Below are 26,831 nucleotides of genomic sequence, written 5' to 3' on the forward strand. Positions count from 1 at the left end.
TTTCCAGCAAGGACAGTGGCATGACCCTGGCAGAAATCGCGCGTCTTGCAGGCGTTTCACGCACCACCGCCAGTTATGTGGTCAATGGGCAGGCACAGGCACGACGTATCAGCCCCCAGACGGTCGAGCGCGTCATGGCGGTGGTACAACGTCATCACTATCGGATCGATGCCCAGGCAGCCGCGCTGCGGCGTGGCGAAAGCCGCACACTGGGCTTCATGCTGCCGGACCTGGAGAACGCCAGTTATGCCCGCCTGGCCAAGTTGCTGGAGCGCGGGGCGCGTGAGCGTGACTATCAGCTGTTCATCGTCTGCTCCGACGATGAGCCGGAAACCGAGCGCGAGCTGGCGCGCATGCTCAAGGCGCGGCGGGTCGATGCGCTGATCACCGCCAGCTGCCTGTCTCCCGATGACCCCTTCTACCGCGAACTGGCGCTGGATGGCTTCCCGGTCATCGGTGTCGATCGCGCACTGGATACCCGCCACTTCGCCAGCGTGGTCAGCAACAACGAAGATGCCGCCCGCCAGCTGACCGAGGCCGTGCTGGAACACGCGCCGCAACGACTGCTGTGGCTGGATGCCTTGCCGGAGATCGATATCACGCAGGCGCGGGCCAGCGGCATGCAGGCGGCGCTGGCGCACTATCAGCAGCGCACCGGCAGCAGCGAGCTTGAGGCCACCATCCTGCATGCCGCACGTTACGAGCGCGAGGCTGGTGCAGCGGCGCTGACCGAGCACCTCCGCCATTCACCGCTGCCGGACGCCATCGTCACCGCCTCCTATACCCTGATGGATGGTGTGCTCGATGTGCTGTTCGCCGAGGGGCCGCCGGCCAATCCGCCCAAGGCGATGGCCAGCTTCGGCGACGACCGCCTGCTCGACTTCCTGCCGCTGCCGATCCATTCACTTCCCCAGCGCCACCAGCAGATCGCCGATGCGACGCTGACGCTGGCACTGCAGGGCATTCAGGGCAAGACCACGCCCGGCGTGACATTGGTGGAACGCGAACTGCGCCGCCGTCAGCACTGAGGTGATGTCTGAGGTGATGTGTCTGGCCGAAGGCGGCTTGGCTGCTGCCAAATTGTGCTGGCGCCAGGCTCTTCCAGACTGAGCTAGCGCCAGACTGAGCTAGCGGCAGGCCTGACCGGCATCATGGGCGATGCGGTGATCGCGAATCTCGGCCAGCAGCGCCGCCACTGCGGCCTCGATGCGGGTGCGCGGCGTGTCGGATGCCAGCAGCAGCTCCAGCTGCAGGGCGGCGTCACGCAGCAGGTCATGATCTAGGGTGGCGGCGCTGCCCTTGAGCAGGTGGGCTTCATGCTGCAGCTGCTTCAGGTCCATATGATCCACCGCCCGCGACAGGCGCTGGGACTGCTGCTCGAGCTGCTTCTCGAAGGCCGCCTCGAGGGCCGCGATGCTGTCGGCATCCAGTTCATCCCGCAGCGCAGGCGTCGCGGCCTGAGAAAGCTCCGCCGCTGACCCGCCAGATGTCCATGACTCCCCTGTATTCATGCTCATGTGCCCCTCTTTTTCCCCTTCCCGTTTACTCTCGCCTTCGCTTTCGCCTTTGCCCTCAGGCTCACACCGCTTGATGGGGCCAGCCGCCGACGGCTCACTGAACCTGTCTGCCTCATTCTCAGCTTGAGCCTCGGCCTCAGTGGCACGCGCCTGGGCCTCATGGATCATGCGACGCCGCGCAGCGGGGGAGTCGAGTGATGCCACCAGTGACGCCGCACGCGCGAGTGCCTCATCGGTTTCCGGCGGTGCCTCGAAGTGGGGCGGTCGCTCAGTGGTAGGGGAATAGCTGATCGGGTCGAAGGGCTGGGTGCTGGCGAGGGCATTGACGCGCCATTCGCCGAGGTCCTGGCTACCCGACTGCCAGCGCGCCAGCATGCTGGCGAGCTGCTGACGCCGGATGGGCTTGGACAGGAAGTCGTTCATGCCCGCCGAGAGGCAGCGCGCACGCTCCCCCGCCGCCACGTTGGCCGTCATCGCGACGATAAGGCTCGGCGCACGCCTGTCACTGTGCTCCATGGCGCGCCAGCGACGCGCCACCGCAAATCCATCCAGCCCCGGCATGCGCAGGTCGAGCAGCACCAGCACCGTATCGCGCTGGCGCGCATACCACGCCAGCGCCGCCTCGCCACTGTCGACCGTCGTCACCGTGTAGCCCAGGCCACTGAGCATGGAGTGGGCCACTTCGCGATTGATGTGATTGTCGTCGACCACCAGAACATGCTCGCCACGGCTGAGCGGCAGAGGCGCGGACGTGAAGGCCGGTCGCTTGAGCGCCGCGGCGCGTGGCAGCGGCAGCTCGAACCAGAAGCAGGCGCCCTTGCCCGGGCGTTGCTTGATACCCAGTCGTCCGCCCATCAGCTCGACCAGCCGCCGCGAGATCGAAAGCCCGAGCCCGGTACCGCCAAAGCGGCGCGCGGTGGAGGCATCGCCCTGGGTGAAGGGCTCGAACAGCTGGGCGGCCTGCTCTTCACTGACCCCGATACCGGTGTCATCGACCTCGAAGCGAACGCGCCCCGCCGGCAGTGCCTCGACCAGCAGACACACACGCCCCTGCTCGGTGAACTTGAAGGCATTGGAGAGCAGATTGAGCAGCACCTGACGCAGACGCACCGAATCGCCCATGACCTGCTCGGGCAGCTGGGCGGAGCGGCGGTCATCGAAGACGATGCGCGTGCTGTCCATCTGCGGCAGCAGCAGGTCGATCACGCCATCGATGGCCGTGTGCAGTTCGAAGGGACGCCGCTCGACGCTGAGCTTGCCGGCCTCGATCTTGGAGAAGTCGAGGACATCATCCACCAGCCCCATCAACACTTCGCCGCTGTCGCGCAGGCTGCTGGCATAGCGGTGCGCACTGCTCTGCAACGGTTCAGCCAGCAACAGCTCGCTCATGCCGATCACGCCATTGAGCGGAGTGCGAATCTCGTGGCTCATGGTGGCCAGAAACTCGGACTTGGCGCGACTGGCCTGTTCGGCACGCGCCGCCTCGTGCTTGAGGGCCGACGACATCGTCAACATCTGCTGACGGGCCTGTTCACGCCCGCGGGCCTGCAGCCAGACCTGACGGCAGACCATCAAGGTGGCCAGCAGCATCAGCGCCAGCAACAGCAACATCAGCTGCACCAGGCTGTCGCGGCTCTGACGCTCGTGGGCCAGCTCCTCGGCCAGACGTGCACGTACCCGCAACAACAGCGTCTGGGTGGTATCGGCCAACGCATCGCTCAGCTGCTGGAACTCCGCAGCCTCGTGACCCTCGGGCCCCGGCACCCGGGAGCGCTGTGCGGCGTCATTGTCTGCGGAAGCGTCGCCAGCCTGGGCGCCCTGCACCGGGCCCGTGCCCTCGAACACCGGGCCATGCCGCCACGTTTCCAGCCGCAGATCGAGATACTCGATCTGGCTCATCAACTCATCGGCCAGCAGCGGCACAGCCGGCAGGGTCATCAGGTGGCGCTGGAAATCCCCCCGCCGGAAGATATAGGTGCGGCTGTAGAGCAGCTCGTAATTCTGCAGTACCTCATTCCAGATACTGGCACGGTCATCTGGCCCGGCGACGCGAAAGCGCGCTATCGAGGAGGAAAGGCTGACCGCCTCGCGATCCAGCTTGTAGATCGACCAGACGGCGTCGTCGCGGGTGCGGTCTTCCAGACTGATCTGGTTGTGCAGGATGGTGCCGCCGATGCCGATGGAAGCCAGCAGACACAGGATGCTGATCGCCATGCCCAGCCACAGCGGCCAGCGTGCGGGGGAAGTGTCGGTTCCGGCCACGCCCGACGCGGCAATGCCCTGATCAGCAAAGCACTGATCAGCAGCGGTGCCTGACAACGGGGTTCTTTCATCCGGCGACTGATTCACTGCATGACTCCATGTCATCTTGCGCCTGAGGGATTAGACGCCAGCCCTCGCTTACTCCAGCGTCAGCCCGGTGACCTGCCAGACACTGCGAAAGCGTACCTGCTCATTGAGCAATTCCGGATGAGCATCGAAGGGATACAGCACGAACAAGGGGCCGAGATCCCGCACCGGCATGCGCTCGCCATCGCGTCGCGTCGCCAGCAGGACATCGAAGTCCTCGATGTCGCTGAGGGGAATCTCGGCCACGAAGTCATTCAGTGCCCGCACCTTGAGCCCCCTGGCATCATCAGACACCCGCGCCACCAGCTCTCGCAGCAGCGGGCCGGAGAAACTGACACGCCCCTGGGTCCAGGGGGTGTGGGTGGCCACCACGCGCGACGGCATGGCCTCGAGCATCGCCAGATCGAAACGCGCCCGCGGAGCCTGCAGGGAACCGGCATTGCCACAGCTGACAGCGCCCTCCACCGTCAACACCACCGGCCCGCTGGGGACAGGCAAGCAGTCATTGGCCGCCAGCGCGTGGCGCTCGCCTGTCGCCAGAGGCGCCTCGGCGGCCAGGGCCACAGGGCTTGCGAGGCTCGCGGCCAGGCCTGCTGTCAGACTTGCGGCCAGAGCGACCTTGCGCCAGACAGAGCTGCGCGTACCGTGCGCGCGCTTGACTGGCCTGGACAACGAGCTCACGAGGCGCTTCGCCGATGAATCATTCATGCCGGTTTCCCATGCTATTGTGCGAACGCCATGTGCATTCAAGGGCCCAACTTTACGCTAGCTCGCGCATGCTTTGCGAGCCTGCGAACCTCGCGCCACGACGAGTTGTCACAGTCAACGCACGGAGCCACTCACAGGCCCAGGCCCTGGCCTGCGCCCCTGGCTGCCGTTCGTCGCCTGTTCCGCTATCGCTTGCGAAACGTCAGCTGTCCGCTATCCCTCTCCACCTGCCATCGAGCCTGTTTCATGTCTGCCACTTCGTCCGCCTCGCTGCCTGCCAACGGCTCTCCCACACCGACTGCTGCCCTGCCCCGCGTGCTGGCAGGCCCGATACTGCGCCGTGTCACTGCCGAGGGCGTGATGCTGTGGCTGGTGACCTCTCGCCCACAGCAGGCGCGGGTGTGGCTGCTGCCGGAACAGGACGCGACGCCTCTTTCGCGAGGTGAGGATGGCCTGCCGACAGCACAAAGCTGTCGGCTGACGGAGCATCTGGCGATGCCGCTGGGGGAGCACGCCTGGCTGCTGTTGATCGAAGCGCATCCCGGCACACCCTTGCCTGCCGACTGCGCCATTGCCTACGAGCTGGGCCTGGCGGAGCCATCCTCGACAACGGCAGCAGCATCCTCAGACACGCCCGAATGGCAGGGCATCGCCGACTGGGCGCCACAGATCTGCTATCCCGGTGAAAGCCTGCCGCGCTTTCGTCTGCCGTCACGCCTGACGCGTGTCGCGCATGGCAGCTGCCGCAAGCCGCATCACGGCTTGAGTGACGATGAGCAACAGGCGCAGCAGAGTGCGGAAGATGCTGCGTCGACCGACCGCCTTGAGACGCCGCCAAAGGGCCCCGGTGGAGATGGGCTGGTGGCGCTGGATCGCTGGTTGAGCGAGCGTCGCCACACCGTCGCCAAGTGGCCGGAAGTGATGTTGTTCACCGGCGATCAGATCTACGCCGACGATGTCGCGGGGCCGATGCTGGGCGCGATCGATCAGCTGATCGCGGGGCTGGGTCTGCCGGAGGAGACGCTGATGGAGGCCGAGGTCTCCGACACTCGCGAGCTGCGCCAGCACCCCTCACACCTCTACCACCGCCCGCAGCTGCTGCCGGACATGCCGGCCAACGAAGGCGTGGCCGCCAGCTTCTTCGGTGCCAAGCGCAAGCCCATCTTCACCTCCACCGGTGCCGACAACCATCTGATCGGCCTGTCGGAAGTCATTGCCATGTACCTGCTGGTGTGGTCTGACGTGCCGTGGGAGGCGCTGGGTATCACACTGGAAGACCCCTCGGCGCTCGAGGGCCATGACGACGCCACTCGCCAGCGCCATGCCACCGAGGCCCACCATCTGCGGCGCTTCTGTGGCGGCCTCGGTCAGGTACGCCGCCTGCTGGCCAATGTGCCCAGTCTGATGATCTTCGATGACCACGATGTCACCGATGACTGGAACCTCAGCGCCGCCTGGGAGGAAGCCGCCTATGGCCACCCCTTCTCGCGCCGCATCATCGGCAACGCCCTGACCGGCTACCTGCTGTGCCAGGCCGCGGGCAACGGACCGGAGCCACTGGCGGAGCTGCTGGAGGAGACTCGGGAACTGTTCACTCATGCCCTGACTGGCACTGACAAGGCCGCCGACGGCCATTTCAATGTCGAGCGTCAGGAGGCATTGATCGCCCACCTGCATCGCTGCGAGAGCTGGGACTATCAGCTCGATACCACGCCGCCACTGATCGTGGCCGATACGCGCACCCGCCGCTGGCGCAGCGAGCGCAAGCTTTCGCATCCCTCGGGGCTGATGGACTGGGAGGCACTGAGCGAGCTACAGCAACGGCTGGTCGGCCATCCCGCCGTGGTGCTGGTATCCCCGGCGCCGATGTTCGGCGTCAAGCTGATCGAGAGCATCCAGAAGCTGTTCACGCTGGCGGGCAAGCCGTTGATGGTCGATGCCGAGAACTGGATGGCGCATCGCGGCGCCGCCAGCGTGATGCTCAACATCTTTCGCCACTCGCGCACGCCGCAGAACTTCGTGATCCTTTCCGGCGATGTGCACTACTCCTTCGCCTACGACGTGCGCCTCAAGCATCGCCGTTCGAGCCCGAACATCTGGCAGATCACCAGCAGCGGCATCCGCAATCGCTTCCCGGTCGGCCTGCTGGATGTGCTCGATCGCCTCAATCGCTGGCTGTACGCCCCGCGCTCGCCGCTCAATCTGCTGACACGCCGGCGCAACATGCGCGTCACACCGCGCCGCCACGATGCGGCCAGCCAGGGCGAACGCCTGCTGAACGCCTGCGGCATCGGGCTGGTCGACCTGGACAGCGACGGCCGCCCCACCGCCATCCGCCAGCTGACCACCGACGGGCAGGAGGTGCACTTTGTGCCCCGTCGCTGATGCCCACTGCCCGCCGCTGGCGCTGATTCACCATCCCGGCTATCGGATCGCGCTGCCCGAGAAGCATCCCTTTCCGATGGACAAGTTCAGCGTGCTCAAGCGGCTGCTGGACCGCCAGCTGGTTGATTGCGCCTCGGCCGTCGACTGGGTGACACCCCAGCCCGCCGAGGAAGACGACCTGCTGAGCGTGCACACCCGCCGCTACGTGCATGAATTTCTCACTGGCACCTTGGGTCATCAGGCCCAGCGGCGCAGCGGTTTCGTATGGAGCGAGGCACTGCGCGAGCGCAGCGTGCTGGCGGTGGGTGGCACCATGACCACCGTGCGCGAAGCGCTCACACGCGGGCTGGCCTGCAACACCGCGGGCGGCACCCATCACGCCCACCCGGAGGCCGCCAGCGGTTATTGCCTGCTCAACGACATCGGTGTGGCGGCGCATCAGGCGCTGGACGACGGCGTGACGCGGGTGCTGATCGTCGATCTCGACGTCCATCAGGGCGACGGCACGGCGTTGATCTTCGCTGATGAGCCACGGGTCTTCACGCTCTCACTGCATGCCGAGAGCAACTTCCCGGCGCGCAAGCAGCAAAGTGATCTGGACGTGCCCTTGCCCAGGGGCATGGGGGATGAGGACTATCTGGCGGTGCTGGAGCGTACGCTCGAGGAGGTGCTGGCGCGGGTACGCCCGGAGCTGGTGATCTTCGATGCCGGTGTCGATCCGCATGCCGCGGACAGGCTCGGCCATCTGGCACTGAGCGACCGCGGCCTCTACCGGCGCGAGCGGCATGTCATCCAGCGCTGTCGCGCGGCGGGCGCCGCCGTCGCCTGCGTGATCGGCGGCGGCTATGACCGCGATATCGAGGCGCTGGCATGGCGCCACAGCCAGCTGCACCGTGCGGCACTGGATGTCTGGCGTGAGGCACATGGTCAGCCTGCCCTGTTCGGGCCGCCGGGCTGAGCTTGCTTACTGTCTTGCCTACCGCCTCGCCAACTGTCTTGCCAAGCATCCCTTGAGCCCAAACGCCCCTTGAACCCAAACGCCCGCCATCGATGATGGCGGGCATTCGGGTTGCGGCCGTGGCATCACTTGAAAGCCATGACCTCGACAGGATCGCCGACACGCAAGGTCTGATGCCGGTTCGGCTCCACCGCCACCAGGTTGTAACCGAAGTGCACCTGACCATCCTCGAAACGGCGCACCCGCGCCAGTGTCTTGAGCGGCTCCCTGTCGCCACGCTTCTCGCCGGTGGCCGGATCGACATTGACCATCGCGCACCGCGTACAGGACGACACTAGGCGGAAACGCACATCGCCGATCATCACTTCCTGCCAGCCATCCTCGGCCCAGGCCTGGGCACCACTGATCACCAGATTGGGCCGGAACTGATCCATGCCATGATCCGCCGTCGGCGTCTCACGATTCAGCGCTTCCAGCGAGGCCTCGTTGGCCAGCAGCAGCGGGAAGCCGTCGGCGGCACTCACACGCTGCCCGATGACCTCACGATAGCGCTCGGAGCGCTCACCCAACCAGCACAGACGCACCGGCATGCCGAGCTGTTCGCTCAACCAGGCGTCCGCCTCGGCACTGACACTCAAGGCACTGAACTGATCCGCCCAGACCTGGATATCGAGACGCTCGCTCTGTTCATTGGTGGCAAAGCTGATGCTGCCGAGTTCGGGACGGTCCAGATGCCACAGTCGCCACTGGCCACTGGCGTCTTCGCGCAAGGCCAGTCGCTGCATCTGCGGATGGGTGCGCGCGGTGACGAACTTGCCCCGCGCCGCGACCACCACGAAGCGGCGGTCCTGCGTGAGACCTTCCTCACCGAGCGTCACTGCCTCCAGCGCTTCAGCGGCGCCGGATTTGAGGGGATACCGCCACAGGTGGGTCAACTGCATGAGAAGTTCCTTTCCAGAATCCATCAATTTGACAAGTCAGCGTAGGGTGCAACCGAGCGGCATCAGCTCGCAGATGAAGTAGAGCCTGCATCATTTTGCGTCGCATTTGCCTGTGCCGCATGTGTCTGTGCCGCATCCATCACGGGAATATCGTCATCCATGGCGTCCAGACTGATCACGTCGGGGCCCGAGAGCGCCACGCTGGAGATCAGCGCCTTGACGCCCAGTCCCACCTTGAGGCCCAGCTCCTGACACACCAGACGGTCGACTCGCGCCCTCACCCGCTGGCCAGCGATACCCAGCACCAGCTCGGCGCTGGCATGGCCACGCTCGCTCTCGATCTCGTGGATCACGGCCGGCAAGGCATTGCGCAGGCTGGTGTGGGTCGGCGTCTCCAGCGCGATGCTGATGTCACGCGCCCGCAGTCGCAACCGCACACGACGCCCCACCGGCATCGCCAGCCGCGCCAGCTTGAGACTCAACCCGGCGCCCAGTCCCAGACGCGTCAGCTGCCAGTCATCATCATGCGACAGCACCTCGGCGGTCAGCAGCGAGCCTGCTTCGAAGCGGCCTGTCTGGGGTGCCAGGTCCAACCGTGACAGCATGTCACCGATCTCGCCGCTGGCCGTGATGCGGCCGTTGTCCACCAGCGCCAGGCGGTCAGCGACCGCGAACAGCTCGCGGGTATCATGACTGACGAACAGGATCGGTATCTCGATCTCGCGCGCCAGCCGCGCGATGTAGTGCAGCAGCTCCTGCTTGCGTGCACCGTCGAGGCCGGTCAGCGGCTCATCCAGCAACAGCATGCGCGGGCTTGACAGCAGGGCGCGGCCGATCGCGACACGTCGCGCCTCGCCACCGGAGAGCTGGCCGGGCATGCGCGACAGCAGGTCCTCGATGCCCAGCAGCGTCACCATCTCATGCAGACGTGACTGATTCTGTTGGCGCTGGGCGGGCGTCAGGGCACGCGGCATGCCGTAGCGGAGGTTGCCGCGCACGCTGTAGTGCGGAAACAGGCGCGGCTCTTGGAAGACGACCCCGAGCCTGCGACGATGCGCCGGCACGAAGATATCATTCTCGCCGCCCGTCAGGCACTCGCCATCCAGGCGCAGATGGCCATGGTCGGGACGTTCGAGGCCTGCGATCAGGCGCAGGATGGTGGTCTTGCCGCTGCCGGAGCGCCCGAAGAGCGCCGTGACGCCGCGCGCCGGCACCTTGAGCGTGGCATCCAGCGTGAAGGCGCCCTGCTGACGATGGAGGTGGAAATCAAGCATCACGCCCCTCCATGCGCAGTCGCGCGCGCCGTGCCAACCATTCGGAGGCCAGCAGTGACAGCATCGCGATGACCACGGCGATGGCGCACAGCCTGGCCGCGGCGCCTTCCTGGCCCGGGGTCTGGATCAAGGTATAGAGCGCCAACGGCAACGTGCGGGTCTCGCCGGGGATATTGGCGGCGAAGGTGATGGTGGCACCGAACTCCGACAGCGCACGCGCGAAGGCCAGCATGCCGCCGGTGAGAATGCCCGGCAGCGCCAGCGGCATGGTCACCGTGAACAGCACGCGCAGCGGGTTGGCCCCCAGGGTGCGGGCCGCGGCCTCCAGGCCCGGGTCAATGGCCTCCAGCGACAGGCGCATCGCGCGCACCATCAGCGGAAAGGCCATTACCGCCGCCGCCAGGGCCGCGCCCTGCCAGGTGAAGGGCAGCACGATATCGATCTTGGCCAGCCATTGGCCGATGGCGCCATTGCGCCCGAAGGTGACAAGCAACAGATACCCGACCACCACAGGCGGCAACACCAGCGGCAGATGCAGCAGACCATCGACCAGCGCCTTGCCACGAAACTCACGTCGCGCCAGCCACCAGGCCGCCGCAAAACCGGGAATCAGGCTCAGGCCGACCGCGACGCAAGCCACCTTGAGGCTCAGGCTCAGGGCTTCCCATTCCAGCGCACTCAGCATGGATCTTCCTCAGACGAAGACAGGTTCTCACACATGGCGTGACCAGAGGCGCCGGCAGACAGCCCTGCCCTCCTTGATCACGCCGATGTGACAGCAGGCTTCCAGTGTAGCGGCCTCATCTTGTCGATGACATGCCAGCGTGTGCCGCGAGCGCCTCGACGCTGAGCCAGCGGCTAGTCGCCGTCATGCTGCGCAGCAGGAGCCTGATGGGCGAGCGTGCTGAAGCCGAAGCGATGGAAGATGGCACCGGCCTCGTTGCTGGAGAGCCAGGCCGAGAAGGCCTCGGCCTGTGACGACGGCGCATCACCGCCACGACTGATCAAGGCGGCAGGATAGTGGATGGGGTCATGGCTGCTGTCCGGCAGCAGGCCGATCTGATGCACCCGATGGCTGATGGCGGCGTCGGTGGCATAGACGATCCCCAGCGGGGCCTCACCATGCTCGACCAGCGCCAGCGCGGCGCGCACGTCCTCGGCGCTGGCCAGACGCGAGCGCAGCGTCTGCCACTGCCCCAGCGCTTGAAGCGACTGACGCGCATAGATGCCCGCGGGCACGTGGTCGGGGTCGCCGACGGCCAGGCGAGTGTTGTTGCCGGTGGCGGCGAGGCGCTCGACCACATCGGTGACGTCCTCGGCATTGCTGACACTGGCGTCCAGCTGGCTGGGGCCAGGCGCGACCAGCGCGAGACGGTTGCCCAGCAGGTCGTGACGGCCGGTGACGACGATGCCGGCCTGCTGCTCCAGCCAGTCCATCCAGCGCTCATTGGCCGACAGATACAGCTGCGCCGGGGCACCATTGGCCAGCTGACGCGCCAGGGTCGAGGAGGAGGCGTAGACCGGCTGGATGTCCACGTCGGCGAGACGCTCGTAGCGCGCCTCGATGGCATCCAGCGCATCATGCAGCGAGGCGGCGGCCATGACACGGATCTGGGGGCGCTCGTCTGCCTGAACCGGCGCGGCCAGCAGTGCCAGCATCAACGGGGTCGCCAGGCTGGCGCCCCTCAACAGCGCTGATGAAGGAGATAGCGCTGATGAAGGAGATAGCGTTGATGAAGGAGTCGGCACTGATGACGCAAGCCGAAGCGGAGAGGCAAGCAAGGCGGCCCGGGCGCGCAAGCGGGTAGCGAATGACATCTACAGGGTCCTTGAACAGGGAAACGCAGCGACGAGGCCCGCCGCGCATTGAGCTCGCCATGATGCCGCGCTCGCTCGCCATGTGCATCTCATGTGGGCGCAATTGCCGCGCAGGGCGCGGAAACCGTCGACCCTGAATGTCGAACGCCAGCGGCATGAGGCTCGCTGATTGCCTGTCAGCATCCGCCTGTCATCAGCCACGCGCTGGTCAACGACGGCCGCCGGCTGGCGAATGTTTCGCCGCATCCAGCTACAAGCAAACGCGAATCACTCACATGTATGCCATTCATTCGCCCAGATCGGCTACAATGCTGGCCAAAATGGCAGGGAGACGCTGGCCCACACCCCGGCAACGACGCGATTCCTGCTTTCATGCTTTCTTTCACGCTATTTGCCGCTTCAACGGCAGACAACAGCGGCGGGTGCCACCAAGTCATGCCTCCAGTACTTGACGAATTTCAGGGCCTCAGTGCCTTCGATGCCATCATGCGCTACGGCAATCTGGGCGCTGGAGCCGAGCATCTCGGTATCTCCAAGTCCACGCTCAGCCGCCGGATCAGTCATCTCGAACATCAACTCGGCCAGCCACTGCTGCATCGCCAGGCCAACCGCCTGATTCCCACCGAGGCCGGCACGCTGTTCTATCAGTACTGCCAGCAGATGCTGTCACTGGGCGAGCGCTCGCAGATCGCACTGGATGAACTGCGCGAGGAGATCAGCGGTGATATCACCGTCAGCGCGCATCCGCACTTCCTGCGTGGCTGGTTCAATCGTGTGCTGACCGACTTCATCGAAGAGTATCCGGGCATCCGTCTGACCCTGACCGCCAACCACCTGCCGCCGTCACGTGATGACGACCAGGTGATGCTGTGGCTATGGGAAGGTCCGGTCAAGGACACCGGGCTGCGCGAGGAGATACTGGGGCAACAGCAGCAGCATCTCTATGCCCACCCCAGCTATCTGCGCCAGCATGGCCATCCGCAGCACCCCAGCGAGCTGACCTCCCATGACTGGGTCAATCTGATCGATCGCCATCACCCCAACCTGGTGCTCAACCACCCCGAGGAAGGCGAGTATCGCCTGAGCCTGCCGCCATCACGCTTCACGGTCGACAACGTGGTGGTGCACGCCGACCACATCGCGCATGGCGCCGGTATCGGCCTGCTGCCGGACTACCACGTGCGCACTCGGGCGAAGGCGCACCCGGGACAGTTCGAGGCCTGTCTGCCCGACTGGAAGGGGCCATCGATTCCGGTCAGCCTGCACTATCCCTTCGGCCACCCGCCGCGCAAGCTCGGCGCGCTGCTCGACCATATCCGCCGTCGTGTGCCGACGGACTGGACCCGCTGACCTGTCGGCCTGACAGCGCCTCAGGCCGTTGAGCGGTGGCTTCACGACGTCCCGGTTTCACGACGTCTCAGTTTCACAGCTCACATCAACACTGGCTGCCCGCCATTGACTGCCTGTCAGGATTGCTGACCGAACAGATGACGGCGCGCCTCATCATCCATCGCCACATTGGCGGCCGGATTGATGTCATCGATACGTGCCATCGCCCGCTTGACGCCGTCACGCTCGGCGATGCGGGCGCGATAGGCGGCGACCGCCGGGAAGCGGGCCAGATCGATCTCCTGCTTCTCGGCCTTCAGCCATGGCCAGATGGCCATGTCGGCGATGCTCAACTCGCCCCCCGCCACGAAGTCACGCCCCGCAAGCTGGCGCTCCAGCACGCCGTAGAGGCGCTCGCCTTCCTTGTGATAGCGCTCGATGGCGTACTCCACCGGTTCTGGCGCGTAGTGCTTGAAGTGGTGCACCTGACCGAGCATCGGCCCCAGGCCGCCCATCTGCCAGTGCAACCACTGCAGCACATCATTACGCGCGCGCGTCTCGCGCGGCAGGAACTTGCCGCATTTGTCGGCCAGGTACTCCAGAATCGCGCCGGACTCGAACACCGAGATCGGCTCACCGCCATCAGCAGGCGCATGGTCGACGATCGCCGGCATGCGATTGTTGGGCGAGATGGCCAGAAACTCCGGCGCGAACTGCTCGCCCTTGCTGATGTTCACCGGAATGAGACGGTACTCGAGTCCGGCTTCCTCCAGAAAGATCGTGATCTTGTGGCCGTTGGGCGTGGTCCAGTAATACAGATCGATCATCATGGGCTCCTTGTCTGGAACAGCACGACATGGCCCGAACGCCCTTCAGCGTTCGGGCCATGAGAAAGGTCATCTCCGATGCGAGACTACTGCGCAATCTCGCTGGCACGTGGCGCCTTGCGCGCCATGCCGTCGTAGAGATCCATCATGCGCTCGCGCCACTGCACCAGCGGATCACTGGGGTCTTCCGTCTCGCCGAAGGGCGAGGTGTCAGAGACGATATGCGCCCAGATGAAGAAACCGAAGATCAGGTAATCTGCCGCCGCCGGGGCATCACCATCCATGAAAGGCTGATTGGCGAGCAGGCCACGCAGCGGCTTGAAGGCGCTGTCGAGAATGCCGCGCGCGATCTCGACGTTATGGAACTCCTCGAAGGACATGCCGAAGCGGGCTTCACGGGCGCTCTGGAAGTACTCGCGGTCATCCGGGTGAATGGCCTGCACCAGATCCAGCGCCACCAGGCGGAAGAAACCGACGGCCATGACCTGCTCGGCATAGACCTTGACGAAATTCAGACGCGCCTGCGCCTGGGCGTCACCGATCAGCGGGCCATTGCCGGCGTTCGGATAATGCGCGTCCAGATGCTTGAAAATGTCATAGCTGTCCATCGCCACGCCGTGCGCATCCTTGAGCACCGGCACCGTGGTGGAATCGCAGAAGTCGATCGGGCTCTTGTCGGTGAACAGCATCGGCACGAGTTCTGCCTCGATGCCCTTGTGCGCCAGGGCCAGACGTGCGCGCCAGCAGAACGGTGAGAAACGCAGGCGGTCATCACGGCCACGCAATTCATAGAGGACTGGGGTCATGCGGGACTCCTTGGTTGTCATTGAGGCCTGTTGTCATTGAGGCTTGATGTAAACGGCATGACTTCGCTGCGCGCGTCCTGCCCCTGGCAATGTTTTGGACGTTGTGCCGCGCAAATGCAAGCAAAATGAGCATTCGTTCAATATCGCACCGAGCGCCATTCAGGGCGCCAAGGCGCGCCGGCCCTTGCAGTGACGCGAGGTTGGACCCATTGAGGAGGGTTGCGTGACCAGGGCCGGACATTGACCAAAGGATATTGATGACACCCGGCCTCGACAGCGCGAATAATGGGGTCTATCACTTTCGCGCCAGCCACTTCCTGCCCTGATCCCCTCTTTCATTATTTCCAAGGAGTCTCGATGTCCGTCGAAGACCTGCACCTGAACCTGCGCAACCTGCAGGAATCGGACTACCCCCAGCTCAAGCGCCTGATGGACGGCATCTACGACGACATCGGTGGTGCCTGGCCTGAGCACACCATCAACCGTCTGATCGCCGAATTCCCCGATGGCCAGATCGTGATCGAGGATGGCGACAGGCTGGTCGGTGTCGCCCTGACGGCGCTGGTGGATTACGACGCCTTCTCCAACCCGCACAAGTACGACGACCTGATCGGTCAGCGCGAGATCATCCTCAACAAGGAGGATGGCGATGCGCTTTACGGTCTGGATGTGCTGATCGACGTCGACTACCGCGGCTATCGCCTCGGTCGCCGTCTGTACGAGGCGCGCAAGGAGCTGTGCCGCTCGATGAATCTGCGCTCGATTCTGGCCGGTGGACGCATTCCCCAGTACCACGAATATGCCGCCGAGCTCTCGCCCTCCGAGTACATCGACAAGGTGGAGCGTCGCGAGATCCATGACCCCATCCTGTCGTTCCAGCTGGCCAACGGCTTTCTGGTCAAGCGCCTGCTGCGCCAGTACCTGCCCGAAGACGAGGATTCCCAGGGCTACGCCACGCTGCTGGAGTGGAGCAACATCCTGTTCGAGCCCGTCGAGCGCGTGCTGGAAAGTCGCAAGACGATGATTCGCGTCGGCGCCGTGCAGTGGCAGATGCGCAAGTTCGACAGCGTCGAATCCGTGCTGCAACAGGTCGAGTACTACGTCGATGCCCTGTCGGATTACCAGAGTGACTTCGCCGTCTTCCCGGAACTGTTCAACACGCCGCTGATCGGCCTTCTGGAAGACCAGAGCGACCCGGTGCGCTGCATCCGCTACCTCGCCGGCTTCACCGAGCGCTTCAAGCAGGAAATCTCGCGCATGGCGGTGGCCTACAACATCAACATCGTGGCCGGTTCCATGGTCGAGATCGGTGACGACAACGAGCTCTACAACGTCACCTATCTGTGTCACCGCGATGGCGAGATCGACCGTCAGGCCAAGCTGCACATCACGCCGCAGGAGCGCCGCGACTGGATCATCAAGGGCGGTGACGAGCTGGCCGTGTTCGAGACCGACGCCGGACGCATCGGCATGCTGATCTGCTACGACGTGGAATTCCCGGAGCTGTCGCGTCTGCTGGCCGATCAGGACATGGACATCCTGATGGTGCCGTTCTGGACCGACACCAAGAACAGCTACCTGCGCGTGCGCAACTGCGCCCAGGCGCGTGCCATCGAGAACGAATGCTACGTGGTGGTCTGCGGCAGCGTCGGCAACCTGCCGTCCATCGAGAGCCTCGACATCCAGTACGCCCAGTCAGCGGTGTTCTCGCCCTCGGACTTCTCCTTCCCGCATGATGCGGTGATGGCCGAAACCACGCCGAACACCGAGATGATCATGTTCTCGGATCTCGATCTGGAGCGTCTCAAGGTCGTGCGCAGCGAAGGCTCGGTGACCAATCTTAAGGATCGCCGCAAGGACCTCTTCGAGCTGCGTCTGCGTGACTGGTCGTGGAAGTCCGGCAGCCGTCAGGACTGAGCCGATGACGCACTGGTGGCAACGGCTGTGGCAGCGCTCCAATCGCCACGGCCGTGACAGCGCAGCCCCCGACGCCGGCGCTGTCTCGACCGCATCGCCAGATGGCGAGACAGCGCAGGATGATGCGTGGCAGGCAGTCCGTGAGCGCCTGCCGATTCTCGATGGGCTCGACGCCGAGGCATTGGCGCGTCTTGAACGGCGCGCTCGCCATCAGCTGAGCGACTGGAAGCTGACCAGCGCCGAACCTCTCGAAGAGGTCGAGGCGCTGGCACTGGCCGCCCAGGCAATGCTGCTACTCAACGGCTGGGCGCATGCCGAGCGCTGGCAGGACGCCGGCGTTCGCGTACACGAGATCATGCTGCCGCTGCAGGCCATCCGCCGTGAGGTGGAAGAGATGGATGACGCCGGTGTGGTGCATGTCTTCGAGGACACCCGTGCCGGCGAGACCTGGTATCAGGGACCGGTGGTGGTCACCCGGCAAGACCTGGCCGCCAGTGGTGACTGGAGCGGCTTCAACGTGGTGATCCATGAATTCGCTCACAAGCTCGACATGGCCAACGCCACCGATGCCGATGGCTTTCCGCCCCTGCCGCGCCATATCAGCGCGGCGGAGTGGCATACCACCTTCACTGCCGTGTGGGATGACCTGAACGCGCGCCTGTCACGCGGTGAGCCGACGCCCATCGATGACTACGCCGCCAGCCACCCTGCCGAGTGCTTCGCCGTCTGCTGCGAGTATTTCTTCACGGCACCGGATGAGCTCAATACGGCCTATCCGGCGCTATATGCCCTGCTGGAGCGCTTCTTCCAGCAGTCGCCATTGGCGCGTTGCCCACCGCCTTCCGACTGACTACGCCTGTCAGGCCTGACCACACTAGCCAGACAAGGCGCCAGCAAGGCGAGGAAATCGCGAGAGAGGAGAGAGAAGAGATAGCGGCCGCTCACCACACCGGGCACCTCCTCAAGCTAACGGTATATCATTCAGAAGGTCATCATCAGCACGCAGACTCGATCAGCAGTGGCGTGAAACGTCGCCTGCATCGCTCACTGTGGCTCCGCCAACAGATAATCCCAGACACGCTGCGCGGTAGGCCGCATCGGGCGTTGATTGGAGCGCACCAGCCAGAAGCTCTGCTCGGCGGGAATCGTCAGCGCGAAGACCTGCTCCAGCCCGCCGTTGCCGGACGCCAGCCATTGCCGGAAATGGCCTTCATGCACCAGTGCCACCCCCATGCCGAGGCGCGCCATTTCCAGCGTCATCACCTGGGTATCACAGCTGATGGTGGAGGTCGTCTTCTCCAGCCCCAGTTGATCTGCCGCCACCAGCCAGCGCCGCCAGCCCACCGCGAATCCTGCGGCATGCAGCAGCGTCATGCCGGCCAGGTCCGCCGCCGTGGTCAGCTGCGCGCTCAGCGCCGGGCTTGCCACGACGGCCATTCTCTCCTGCCCTGCCCCCACCTGGATCGCCTCGACCTGTGGCCAGTCGCCCTGACCGTAGCGCAGCTCGATATCCACTTGCTCGCCATCGAAGTCGCTTTGCCAGAAGGCGCTGACCAGACGCAATGCGATCTCGGGCTGATCGCGATGGAAACTCGCCAGCCGCGGCAATAGCCAGGCCTGCTGGCTCATCGGGGTCGCACGCAGGCTGACCGGCGCGGCGCGCGAGGGGCCGAAGACTTCCAGCGTGCCTTCCTGCAGGCGCTGAAAGCCATCCTGCAACGCTGGCAACCAGGCCTGACCGGCCGGCGTCAGATTGAGGCTGCGGGCATGACGCACGAACAATGGCTGGCCAAGGCGGTCCTCCAGCTGGCGAATTCGTTGGCTAATGGCCGACTGGGTGACATTGAGCTCCTCGGCGGCACGCGTGAAGCTCATCAGGCGTGCAGCGGCTTCGAAGGCCTGCAACCAGGCCAGTGGCGGCAGGGGGCGCGGCAAGGCATTCGCTGTCGTGGAGGAAGGTTCGTGCATGGCTATCTCGCATCAGAGCATGAAGGTCGATCGCCACACATTAGCTCAGCTAAGTCATGGCCGTCATATTTCGCGTTGGCCAGCCGTGATGACGAGGGGGACAATGGTCTCATTCTCGGGTCATAGCTCGGCTATATGCCCCAGCTGCACGGCTCAGCCATACGACCCAGCCACGCGACACGCATTGGCTCACCTGCTACTGCTCACACGACAAAGGACGGCGCCCATGGAGACTCTCATCGCATCTGCCCCTGATACCCAAGACACTGAAGCGTCACAGGCACGCCATCAGTGGGACATGAAGGAATACCTGCCCCACCACGAGGGCGCACCGCTGGTGATGGCAGACCACGACGAGACCCTGGCGTCCCTGGCATGGGCCAGCGGTGAGCAGACCCGACTGCCGCTGATCTGGCTGCGCGATCACTGCGCCTGCGATCTCTGCCGTCATCCGCAGACCTTCGAGCGCACCTTCATGCTGATGGATGATGCGGCCCTGACGGTGCATCAGATGCGTATCGAGCAGGGCAATCTTGTCGTCGTCTGGCAGGATGGCCACACCAGCCGCTTCGATGCCGGCTGGTTGCTGCAACGTCGCCCGAGTGATGCGCCGCCAGCCACACCGGTTCCCGCAAGCCAGGCCTGGCAGCAGGGCCATCAGCCTCACGTCACCGCCTTTGCCGACTACATGGCCGGTGGCCAGGCGCGCCTGGGGTGGCTGGAAGCGCTGTGCCGCGACGGCTTCGCGATTCTGGATGCCGGCCCGACGGCGGGTGGCGAGATCGACCAGGTGGCCGCGACCATCGGCCCTATCCGTGCGACCAACTTCGGTGGCCGCTTCGAGGTCTTCTCCAAGCAGGCGCCCAACAACGCCGCCTACACGCCGATCGCGCTGGAACTGCACACCGACCTGCCCAACTGGCGTCAGCCGCCGGACATCCAGATGCTCTACTGCCTGGCCAATGAGGCCGAAGGCGGAGACTCCATCTTCGGAGATGGCATGGCGGTCGCCGAGGCCCTGCGCGAGCGCGACCCGCAGGCCTTCAGGCTGCTGGCCGAGACCCCGGTGGACTTCCGCTTTGCCGACGAGACCACCGACCTGGTGGTGCGCGAGCCGGTGATCCATCTGGATGCCAACGACAAGGTCATCGAGGTGCGTTTCAACAACTGGATCCGCGACAGCCTGCGCCTGCCACTGGAGCAGATGCAGGCCTGGTACAGCGCCTATCGCCAGTACTGGAGCATCCTGCGAGAACCGGCCTTCCGCCTGCATCTGAAGCTGGAAGCCGGCCAGATGGTGGCCTTCGACAACCGCCGCGTGATGCATGGCCGCAAGTCCTTCGACCCGACGACCGGTCGCCGCCACCTGCAGGGCTGCTATGTGGATTACGACATGGTGGAATCCGCGCTGCGCGTCACGGCGCGCCAGCTGGCCGGCGCCAACCTCACCCAGTCGTGAGCACCAAAGCCCTCATGCTGCGGAGTGCCTGAAAGAGCGTTGAACCGCACGCAAAGGTTGCGGCGGTTCCTCCAGGGCATACCACGCAAGGCAGTGGCATCCTGAGAGTCTGGCAACTCAGGTATCGCCCCATGAACCCCATGACACTCTGCTTTGCGGATGACACCCTGGAACGACGCTACCGCCGTCGACAGATCGAGACCTCACACAAGCTCAGCCGGATCACCATCCCGCTGAGCTGTCTGGTGTTCGCTTCCTATGCGCTGATCGAGATCAGCATGGACGAGCACTACGAGGCCTTCCTGATGCTGCGCGCCAGTATTCTGGTCAGCGTGCTGGGCCTGTTTCTGCTGTCACGCCTCCCGCGCTTCAAACACCACGTCAATGGCATCCTGTGCCTGGCTTCGCTGGCGGCAGCGCTGGGGACGCTGGCGATGTTCCACGTGGGGCACGATCACGCCGCCGGGCACCATGAGGACGAACACGGTGTCTTTCCGGTCTATTTTGTCACCCTGATGCTGGTGGTCTTCTGGACCTACACTCTGCTGGGGCTGCAGTTCGTCTATGCCATGGCCTGCGGCCTGCTGATATGGATGGGCTGCACCGCCAGCTGCGCAGTGATGCATCATGGCTCCGAGGTACTGGTGGAAGCCAACGAGGCTTTCTTCATGATGGCCGTCAATCTGCTGGCGGGCATGAGCGCCTACTCGCGCGAGCGCCAGAGCCGACAACTCTTCCTGCATGAATGCCATATCACGGGGGAGCGGGACGATCTGCGCGACCACGCGATGTGCGACTCGCTCACCGGGCTGCTCAACCGGCGCGCCCTGCTGACACGCCTCGACCAGATACTCGACATCCAGACCCCCGGCACCGTGCAGGCCGCGTTGTTCATCGACCTCGATGGCTTCAAGCCCGTCAATGACCGCCACGGCCATGCCATCGGCGATGAGGTGCTGCGCATCACCGGCGAGCGCCTGGGCAACACCCTGCGCGGCAACGATATCGTCGGCCGCCTGGGCGGCGATGAATTTCTGGTGCTTATCAGCCGTGAGGGCAACGGCCGCAAGGGCCCCGAGCAGCTGGCGGAACGTCTGATCGATGCCATCAGCCGCCCCATCACGCTGGAAGTCGATGATGAACCGCTGATCATCGCCGTCAGCGCCAGCATCGGCATCAGCCTGTTTCCCTTCTCGGGCGCCACGCCGGAAACGGTCATCGCGCGCGCCGACAGCGCCATGTACGAGGCCAAGCAACGCGGTCGGGGCGTCGTCGTCACCGGCAATCCGCTCCGCCTGGTACTGTGACGCTCGACGTTCGATGATCGACGCTCGACGCTCGACGCTCGACGTCTCGAGCATGTCGCCGCGCCACCCTCCCTCTTGAGACAGCGGCAGACGCCCCAATGAGACAGGGATGCCATCTCGTCCTTTTTCTCATGACCCGCATCTCGCCAGCACGCCCCACGACTCATCAACGGGGCGTCATGGCGCTTGGAGCCTGCCAATGACACGCCTGCCGCATCTTGCCTTCTCTCTCGGCTTCCTCGGCCTTCTCGGCGGCTGCGCCGGAGTCCCCTCCGGCACCCAGCCCGTCGAGAATTTCGAGCTCAAACGTTACTACGGTGAATGGCACGAGATCGCCCGCCTGCCCAACAGCTTCGAGGAAGGCCTGAGCTGCGTCAGCGCCGATTACTCGCCCCGCGAGGATGGCGGCGTGCGCGTCATCAACCGCGGCTACAACGCCGAGCAAGGGGAATGGAGCCAGGCCGAGGGTCGCGCCTACTTCACTCGGGGCAGCGAGACGGCGGCCCTCAAGGTCAGCTTCTTCGGCCCCTTCTATGGCGGCTACAACGTACTGGCGCTGGATGATGACTATCAGTGGTCGCTGGTGGCCGGCACCGATCGCGACTACCTGTGGATACTGGCGCGCGAGCCACAGCTGGATGACGGCACCTATCAGGCGCTGGTCGATCAGGCCGCCGAGCTCGGCTTCGCCACCGACGCGCTGATCAAGGTCGAGCAGGGTGTGGCATGCCCCGTCGCTGACGACGAGAGCTGATGACGCAGACGCCGGCTCTATGCTCACGGCGCAAGCTCCATCCAAGGTCTAAACCGGCGCGTGACGTTTATATGGTGCGGACAGTCGCTTTCATCCAACCGACCTTGCATCTTGTCACGCGCGCGCGGCTCGCCAATGGTGAGCTGACAATCTTCCGGGGTAGCGCCTCGCCGAGCACGCTGCCCTGATGCCAATCGTTTGATGCTGCCGCCCAGTGCCAGTGACACCTCGCTGCACTGGGAAACTCAGTTCAGAGGGAACCCGTGCCATGGATATCCAGCAGTTCTTCAGCGCCCTGTGGGATGACTACGTCGCCATGACGCCCCAGGCCCAAAAGATCCAGGATGCCTTCATCGCTGACGGCGAGACCATCGTCAACGACCACGTCGCCTTCCGCACCTTCGATCGCGGGCCGATCACCTTGAGCGCACTGGAACCTCACCTGCTGGCGCTGGGCTACACCCGCTTCGCCCCCTATGACTTCCGCGAGAAGAAACTGCGCGCCTTCGGCTATCTGCCGCCGTCTCCCGACATGCCGCGTGTCTTCCTCTCCGAGCTGAAGTGTCATGAGCTTTCCGAGCGCGCCCAGGCGATCATCGACGGTCTGGTCAGCCAGATCTCGCCGGATGCCGCCACCCAGCCCTCCGTGCTGTGGTCGGGCCGCCTGTGGAAGGCGCCAACCTTCGAGCAGTATCAGCGCCTGATGGAAGAGAGTGAGTATGCGGCCTGGCTGTCGATCATCGGCCTGCGCGCCAACCACTTCACCATCAGCGTCAACGCGCTCAGCCATCACGACACCCTCGACAAGGTACTGACGCGCGTCGAGTCGCTGGGCCTGGGCATCAATCCGGCGGGCGGACGCATCAAGGGCTCGCCCGAGGTGCTGCTGGAGCAGGCCTCCACCCTCGCCGACCGCCAGACCTTCACCTTCGCCGGTGGCGAGGAGCATGAGATCTCCACCTGCTACTACGAATTCGCGCGCCGCTATCCCGACGCCAATGGCGAGCTGTATCAGGGCTTCGTGGCCGCCAGCGCCGACAAGATCTTCGAATCCACCAATGTTCGCCAGGAGCCGACTGCCTCGTGATTGCCGACTGGCTAGACCTGACACTCGAAGGCCACGCCAGCGCCCGTGGCATGGGCCGTATCCCCGGCGGTCGCTATGAGATCGTCGCGCCCGGCGTTCTGGAGATCACCCCCGACGCCATGGGGCCCAAGGCGCGCCCGTGCGTGATCTCCGCCGGTATCCACGGCAACGAGACCGCCCCCATCGAACTGCTCGGTGAGCTGATCGCGGGCCTGGAGAGCGGCCATCTGATCGTCGGGGCGCCGCTGCTGCTGATTCTGGGCAACCTGCCCGCCATCCGCAGTGGCGAGCGTTTCATCACCACCAATCTCAATCGGCTGTTCAAGCGCGCCGAGGCCAGCGTCACGGGCAACGACTGTCCATCCGATGATGAGCCGGCGCGCGCACGTCAGCTGATGGCGGCCGTGGATACCTTCTATGCTCGCTTCCCGCTGGCCGAGGGCTCACGCCGCCTGCACTACGACATGCACACCGCCATCCGCGACAGCCTCTATCCGCGCTTCGCGGTGGTGCCCTTCAGTGATGGCGACGCCATCAGCGCATCGCAGTGGCCGATATTGAGCGCCGCCGGCATCCAGGCCGTGCTGCACCAGCATCAACACAGCTGGACCTTCTCGCACTATTCGCGCCACTACCATGATGCCGACGCCTTCACGCTGGAACTGGGCCAGGTACGCCCGTTCGGCGCCAACGACATGGCGGCACTCGCGCCGATGAAGGCCCTGCTCGCGGCGCTGGCGACCGGCACGGCGCCCGCCGAAGCAGCCCCACAGGACATCGACTACTTCACGGTGGAAGTGGAACTGATGCGTCAGTCAGCCGACTTCACGCTGTGCTTCAGCGAGGAAGTCGCCAACTTCACCGCCTTCGCCCCCGGCAGCGTGGTGGCCGAAGATGCCGCCGCTGGCCCCTGCATCATCGGCGATACGCCACTGCGGGTGGTCTTCCCCAATGCCAAGGTGGAGATAGGCGCCCGCGCCGCCTTGCTGCTGGCCCCTAGCTCGACACCGACAGACTGAACCACAAACAGCGCCGGCGTTCTGCCCGCCCACTCCCCCGCAGGGCAAATCACGACGGCGCGATTGTACTGACGAAAGCCTTACTACAACGACAACAGGCGACCTTGATCATGAAGACGACTCCTCTACGGCCGGATAGCATCCGCGTGCGTCCTTGCACGCCCCACCAAAGTCGTAACATTCCTCCACGCCAGATAGCGGTGAACCCTGCGTTGAGCTGGTAGAATCGGCCCCCTTTCCCGTCCACGACATGCAAGCTCAGGCATTTTTCGCCTGTTGTAGACGGCCACTGGCAACGAGAACGACGATCAATCGGACTGATCGTGAGGAACTGGCCATGCCCCTGACGGCATTCTCCGCCACTCCTCCCGTGCCACGCCTTGCCGCCTCATCACGTCTGCGTCGCGCAAGTCAGCGAGCGAGAGTGAAAGGCAGTGCCAGGCAGCCGTGCCATGTCGGCAACGAACCTGTATCCCGAGCCCGACCGCCCCGCGGCGGACTCGTGGCGTGTCATTGCCCCCAGGGCTGGCAACGTCCGGATTGGAGTAACTGCATGACCATGAGATCTTCCGTGGCCGAGAGCCCGAGCAGCGACGCGCTGCCTCTCGAGGTCCGCAACATCACCAAGTCCTTCGGCACCAATCAGGTGCTCAAGGGCTTGTCACTGCAAGCACGCAAGGGCGATGTCATCACCCTGATCGGTGCGTCCGGTTCCGGCAAGAGCACCTTTCTGCGCTGCATGAACCTGCTGGAGCAGCCTGACGGCGGCGATATCTTCGTGCATGGCGAGCAGATCGGCTTCAAGGAAAGCCGCCGTGGCCGAGAACCGATGGACTGGCGTCAGGTCGAGCGTATGCGCGCGCGCCTGTCGATGGTCTTCCAGGGCTTCAATCTGTGGTCGCACATGACGCTGCTGGAAAATGTCATCGAGGCGCCGATCCACGTGCTCGCCAAGCCGAAGAAGGAAGCCATCGCCCACGCACGCAGCCTGCTGGACCGCGTCGGCCTGCTCGAGCGCGCCGACTACTATCCGGCACAGATGTCCGGTGGCCAGCAGCAGCGCGGTGCCATTGCACGCGCGCTGGCGATGGAGCCGGAGGTGATGCTGTTCGACGAGCCGACCTCGGCCCTCGACCCGGAACTGGTCGGTGACGTGCTCAAGGTCATGCGAGACCTGGCCGAGGAAGGCCGCACCATGGTGGTGGTGACCCACGAGATGAGCTTCGCGCGTGATGTCTCGAGCCAGGTGGTCTACCTGCATCAGGGGCTGGTCGAGGAAGCCGGCAAGCCGGAAGACGTGCTGGGCAATCCCCAGTCGGAGCGCCTCAAGCAGTTTCTGGCGCCCAAGTACTGACAAAGCGCCCTGATCAGCAGCCCCGATCACCAGCACTGTTGAATGACCCTTGGCCCATCGCTGAGCCAACCGCTCGGCCTGCGGCAAAACCCGGCACGGTGATCCCGTGACCGGCACATGATTCAGCACCGCGAGCGCCACGCCAACGGCAGGCCTCGAGGTGTCCAAGACTTCAGGAATGACAAGCAATGAAACAGTTCGCGACACGTGCCCTGCTGGGTCTCACCCTCGGTCTCTCCAGCTTCGCCATCACCACCAGCGCCGCTCAGGCGGCCGATGTGCCGGACCCGCTGCGCCTGGGCATCGACGTGCCCTACGCGCCCTTCGGCTACAAGCTGCCCAGCGGTGAGCTGACCGGTTTCGAGATCGAGCTGGGCAACGCCATCTGCGCCCAGCTCGCCACTCACTGTGAATGGACCGAGCAGGACTTCGACGGCATCATCCCGGGCCTGATGGCGCGCAAGTACGACGTCATCATGTCGGCGCTGACCATCAATCCGGAGCGTGAGCGTCAGGTGCTGTTCTCCGAGCCCTACTTCACGCCGCCGTCCGGCTGGTTCGTCAAGGCAGACAGCCCGCTGGCCGGCGCGGACAGCCTCGATGCCGAGGCCCTCAAGGGCAAGGTGATCGGCGTGCAGCGCGGCAACCTGCAGGATCACTACGTCACCGACCTCTACGGCCGCACAGCAGAAGTGCGCCGCTACACCAAGCTCGATGACCTGGTGCTGGACATGGACAGCGGCCGCGTCGATGTCGCCTTCCTGGACCTGCCGGTCGGTCAGGACACCCTGGTCAACGCCAATGACGGCAACTTCGTCAACACCGGCAGCGCCATCAGCGAGCCGAAGAAATACTTCGGCGACGGCTTCGGCATCGCCATGAAGAAGCGCGACCGCGACCTCAAGAAGGCCATCGATGGCGCCCTGGAAGCGCTCAAGGCCGATGGCACGCTCAAGCGTCTCAACGACAAGTACTTCGCCAGCGCCGCCACTGCGTCCGACAACCACCAGTAAGCCGCTGAACGGGTTATTCGGCGCTTCACGGGAGATTTCCC

22 protein-coding genes are annotated in these 26,831 nt (G+C 64.7%); 13 read left to right on the forward strand and 9 right to left on the reverse strand.

The genetic code is table 11. The features are described 5' to 3' along the window. The first annotated feature begins 20 nt into the window (after positions 1-20). The gene (cra, locus tag F8A90_RS14285) at positions 21-1,028 is read left to right on the forward strand and encodes a catabolite repressor/activator (RefSeq protein ID WP_200017547.1); all 1,008 of its coding nucleotides are present in this window, start codon (positions 21-23) and stop codon (positions 1,026-1,028) included. A 99-nt stretch (positions 1,029-1,127) separates the two neighbouring features. Here cra and F8A90_RS14290 read toward each other — a convergent pair whose 3' ends face one another. Both F8A90_RS14290 and F8A90_RS14295 read right to left on the reverse strand, forming a co-directional pair. Continuing rightward, the gene (locus F8A90_RS14290; RefSeq protein ID WP_200017548.1) at positions 1,128-3,866 is read right to left on the reverse strand and encodes an ATP-binding protein; all 2,739 of its coding nucleotides are present in this window, start codon (positions 3,864-3,866) and stop codon (positions 1,128-1,130) included. 51 nt (positions 3,867-3,917) lie between these two features. Beyond that, positions 3,918-4,574 carry an oxidoreductase gene (locus F8A90_RS14295; protein ID WP_233593345.1) on the reverse strand — a complete coding sequence of 219 codons (657 nt, stop codon included), beginning with the start codon at positions 4,572-4,574 and terminating at the stop codon, positions 3,918-3,920. Positions 4,575-4,820: 246 nt separating this feature from the next. On the opposite strand from F8A90_RS14295, the gene F8A90_RS14300 reads away from it, so the two are divergent. Next, positions 4,821-6,959, forward strand: coding sequence for an alkaline phosphatase D family protein (locus F8A90_RS14300; RefSeq protein ID WP_200017549.1), 2,139 nt, complete (start codon positions 4,821-4,823; stop codon positions 6,957-6,959). Next, entirely contained in the window at positions 6,943-7,917 is a 975-nt protein-coding gene (locus F8A90_RS14305; protein ID WP_233593346.1) for a histone deacetylase family protein, read from the forward strand. Before F8A90_RS14300 ends, F8A90_RS14305 begins: the two co-directional genes overlap by 17 nt. A 125-nt stretch (positions 7,918-8,042) precedes the next feature. Here F8A90_RS14305 and F8A90_RS14310 read toward each other — a convergent pair whose 3' ends face one another. From F8A90_RS14310 to modA, 4 genes are all read right to left on the reverse strand, one after another. Next, positions 8,043-8,858 (reverse strand): MOSC domain-containing protein, encoded by an 816-nt coding sequence (locus F8A90_RS14310; protein ID WP_200017550.1) that lies wholly within the window; start codon positions 8,856-8,858, stop codon positions 8,043-8,045. A gap of 62 nt (positions 8,859-8,920) precedes the next feature. After that, positions 8,921-10,132, reverse strand: a complete 1,212-nt coding sequence (gene modC / locus F8A90_RS14315) for a molybdenum ABC transporter ATP-binding protein (protein ID WP_200017551.1) — start codon at positions 10,130-10,132, stop codon at positions 8,921-8,923. After that, a complete protein-coding gene (gene modB, locus F8A90_RS14320; protein WP_166020006.1) occupies positions 10,125-10,817 on the reverse strand; it encodes a molybdate ABC transporter permease subunit in 693 nt (230 codons plus the stop codon). Before modB ends, modC begins: the two co-directional genes overlap by 8 nt. 173 nt (positions 10,818-10,990) lie before the next feature. Next, positions 10,991-11,791 carry a molybdate ABC transporter substrate-binding protein gene (gene modA, locus F8A90_RS14325; protein WP_200017552.1) on the reverse strand — a complete coding sequence of 267 codons (801 nt, stop codon included), beginning with the start codon at positions 11,789-11,791 and terminating at the stop codon, positions 10,991-10,993. 594 nt (positions 11,792-12,385) lie between these two features. Between modA and F8A90_RS14330 the strand changes: the two genes are divergently transcribed. Then, positions 12,386-13,300 carry a LysR family transcriptional regulator gene (locus F8A90_RS14330; RefSeq protein ID WP_200017553.1) on the forward strand — a complete coding sequence of 305 codons (915 nt, stop codon included), beginning with the start codon at positions 12,386-12,388 and terminating at the stop codon, positions 13,298-13,300. Between the two features lie 116 nt (positions 13,301-13,416). On the opposite strand, the gene F8A90_RS14335 is transcribed toward F8A90_RS14330, so the two are convergent. Next, positions 13,417-14,106, reverse strand: coding sequence for a glutathione S-transferase C-terminal domain-containing protein (locus F8A90_RS14335; protein ID WP_200017554.1), 690 nt, complete (start codon positions 14,104-14,106; stop codon positions 13,417-13,419). Positions 14,107-14,192: 86 nt separating this feature from the next. Continuing rightward, entirely contained in the window at positions 14,193-14,912 is a 720-nt protein-coding gene (locus F8A90_RS14340; protein ID WP_166020010.1) for a glutathione S-transferase N-terminal domain-containing protein, read from the reverse strand. A gap of 357 nt (positions 14,913-15,269) precedes the next feature. Between F8A90_RS14340 and F8A90_RS14345 the strand changes: the two genes are divergently transcribed. Then, positions 15,270-16,829: a carbon-nitrogen hydrolase family protein gene (locus F8A90_RS14345; RefSeq protein ID WP_166020011.1), complete on the forward strand. Its 1,560-nt coding sequence runs from the start codon at positions 15,270-15,272 to the stop codon at positions 16,827-16,829. Between the two features lie 4 nt (positions 16,830-16,833). Continuing rightward, entirely contained in the window at positions 16,834-17,679 is an 846-nt protein-coding gene (locus F8A90_RS14350; RefSeq protein WP_200017555.1) for a zinc-dependent peptidase, read from the forward strand. 194 nt (positions 17,680-17,873) lie between these two features. Here F8A90_RS14350 and F8A90_RS14355 read toward each other — a convergent pair whose 3' ends face one another. Beyond that, positions 17,874-18,797, reverse strand: a complete 924-nt coding sequence (locus F8A90_RS14355; RefSeq protein ID WP_200017556.1) for a LysR family transcriptional regulator — start codon at positions 18,795-18,797, stop codon at positions 17,874-17,876. 226 nt (positions 18,798-19,023) lie between these two features. Here F8A90_RS14355 and F8A90_RS14360 point away from each other — a divergent pair, with 226 nt between their 5' ends. The 7 genes from F8A90_RS14360 (at position 19,024) to F8A90_RS14390 (ending at position 26,790) form a co-directional block, all read left to right on the forward strand. Continuing rightward, positions 19,024-20,256: a TauD/TfdA family dioxygenase gene (locus F8A90_RS14360; protein ID WP_233593347.1), complete on the forward strand. Its 1,233-nt coding sequence runs from the start codon at positions 19,024-19,026 to the stop codon at positions 20,254-20,256. 131 nt (positions 20,257-20,387) lie between these two features. Further along, positions 20,388-21,563 carry a GGDEF domain-containing protein gene (locus F8A90_RS14365; protein WP_200017557.1) on the forward strand — a complete coding sequence of 392 codons (1,176 nt, stop codon included), beginning with the start codon at positions 20,388-20,390 and terminating at the stop codon, positions 21,561-21,563. Positions 21,564-21,762: 199 nt separating this feature from the next. Next, a complete protein-coding gene (locus F8A90_RS14370) occupies positions 21,763-22,317 on the forward strand; it encodes a lipocalin family protein (RefSeq protein ID WP_200017558.1) in 555 nt (184 codons plus the stop codon). 268 nt (positions 22,318-22,585) lie between these two features. Further along, complete coding sequence (locus F8A90_RS14375) at positions 22,586-23,404, forward strand: DUF1338 domain-containing protein (protein WP_166020016.1); 819 nt, start codon at positions 22,586-22,588, stop codon at positions 23,402-23,404. After that, entirely contained in the window at positions 23,401-24,423 is a 1,023-nt protein-coding gene (locus F8A90_RS14380; RefSeq protein WP_200017559.1) for a succinylglutamate desuccinylase, read from the forward strand. The genes F8A90_RS14375 and F8A90_RS14380 overlap by 4 nt, the downstream gene beginning before the upstream one ends. A 559-nt stretch (positions 24,424-24,982) precedes the next feature. Continuing rightward, the gene (locus F8A90_RS14385) at positions 24,983-25,777 is read left to right on the forward strand and encodes an ATP-binding cassette domain-containing protein (RefSeq protein WP_200020058.1); all 795 of its coding nucleotides are present in this window, start codon (positions 24,983-24,985) and stop codon (positions 25,775-25,777) included. A gap of 188 nt (positions 25,778-25,965) precedes the next feature. Beyond that, positions 25,966-26,790 carry a transporter substrate-binding domain-containing protein gene (locus F8A90_RS14390; protein ID WP_200017560.1) on the forward strand — a complete coding sequence of 275 codons (825 nt, stop codon included), beginning with the start codon at positions 25,966-25,968 and terminating at the stop codon, positions 26,788-26,790. Positions 26,791-26,831: the final 41 nt, after the last annotated feature.

It is taken from the genome of Cobetia sp. cqz5-12 (genome assembly GCF_016495405.1).
Classification (GTDB): Bacteria; Pseudomonadota; Gammaproteobacteria; order Pseudomonadales; family Halomonadaceae; genus Cobetia.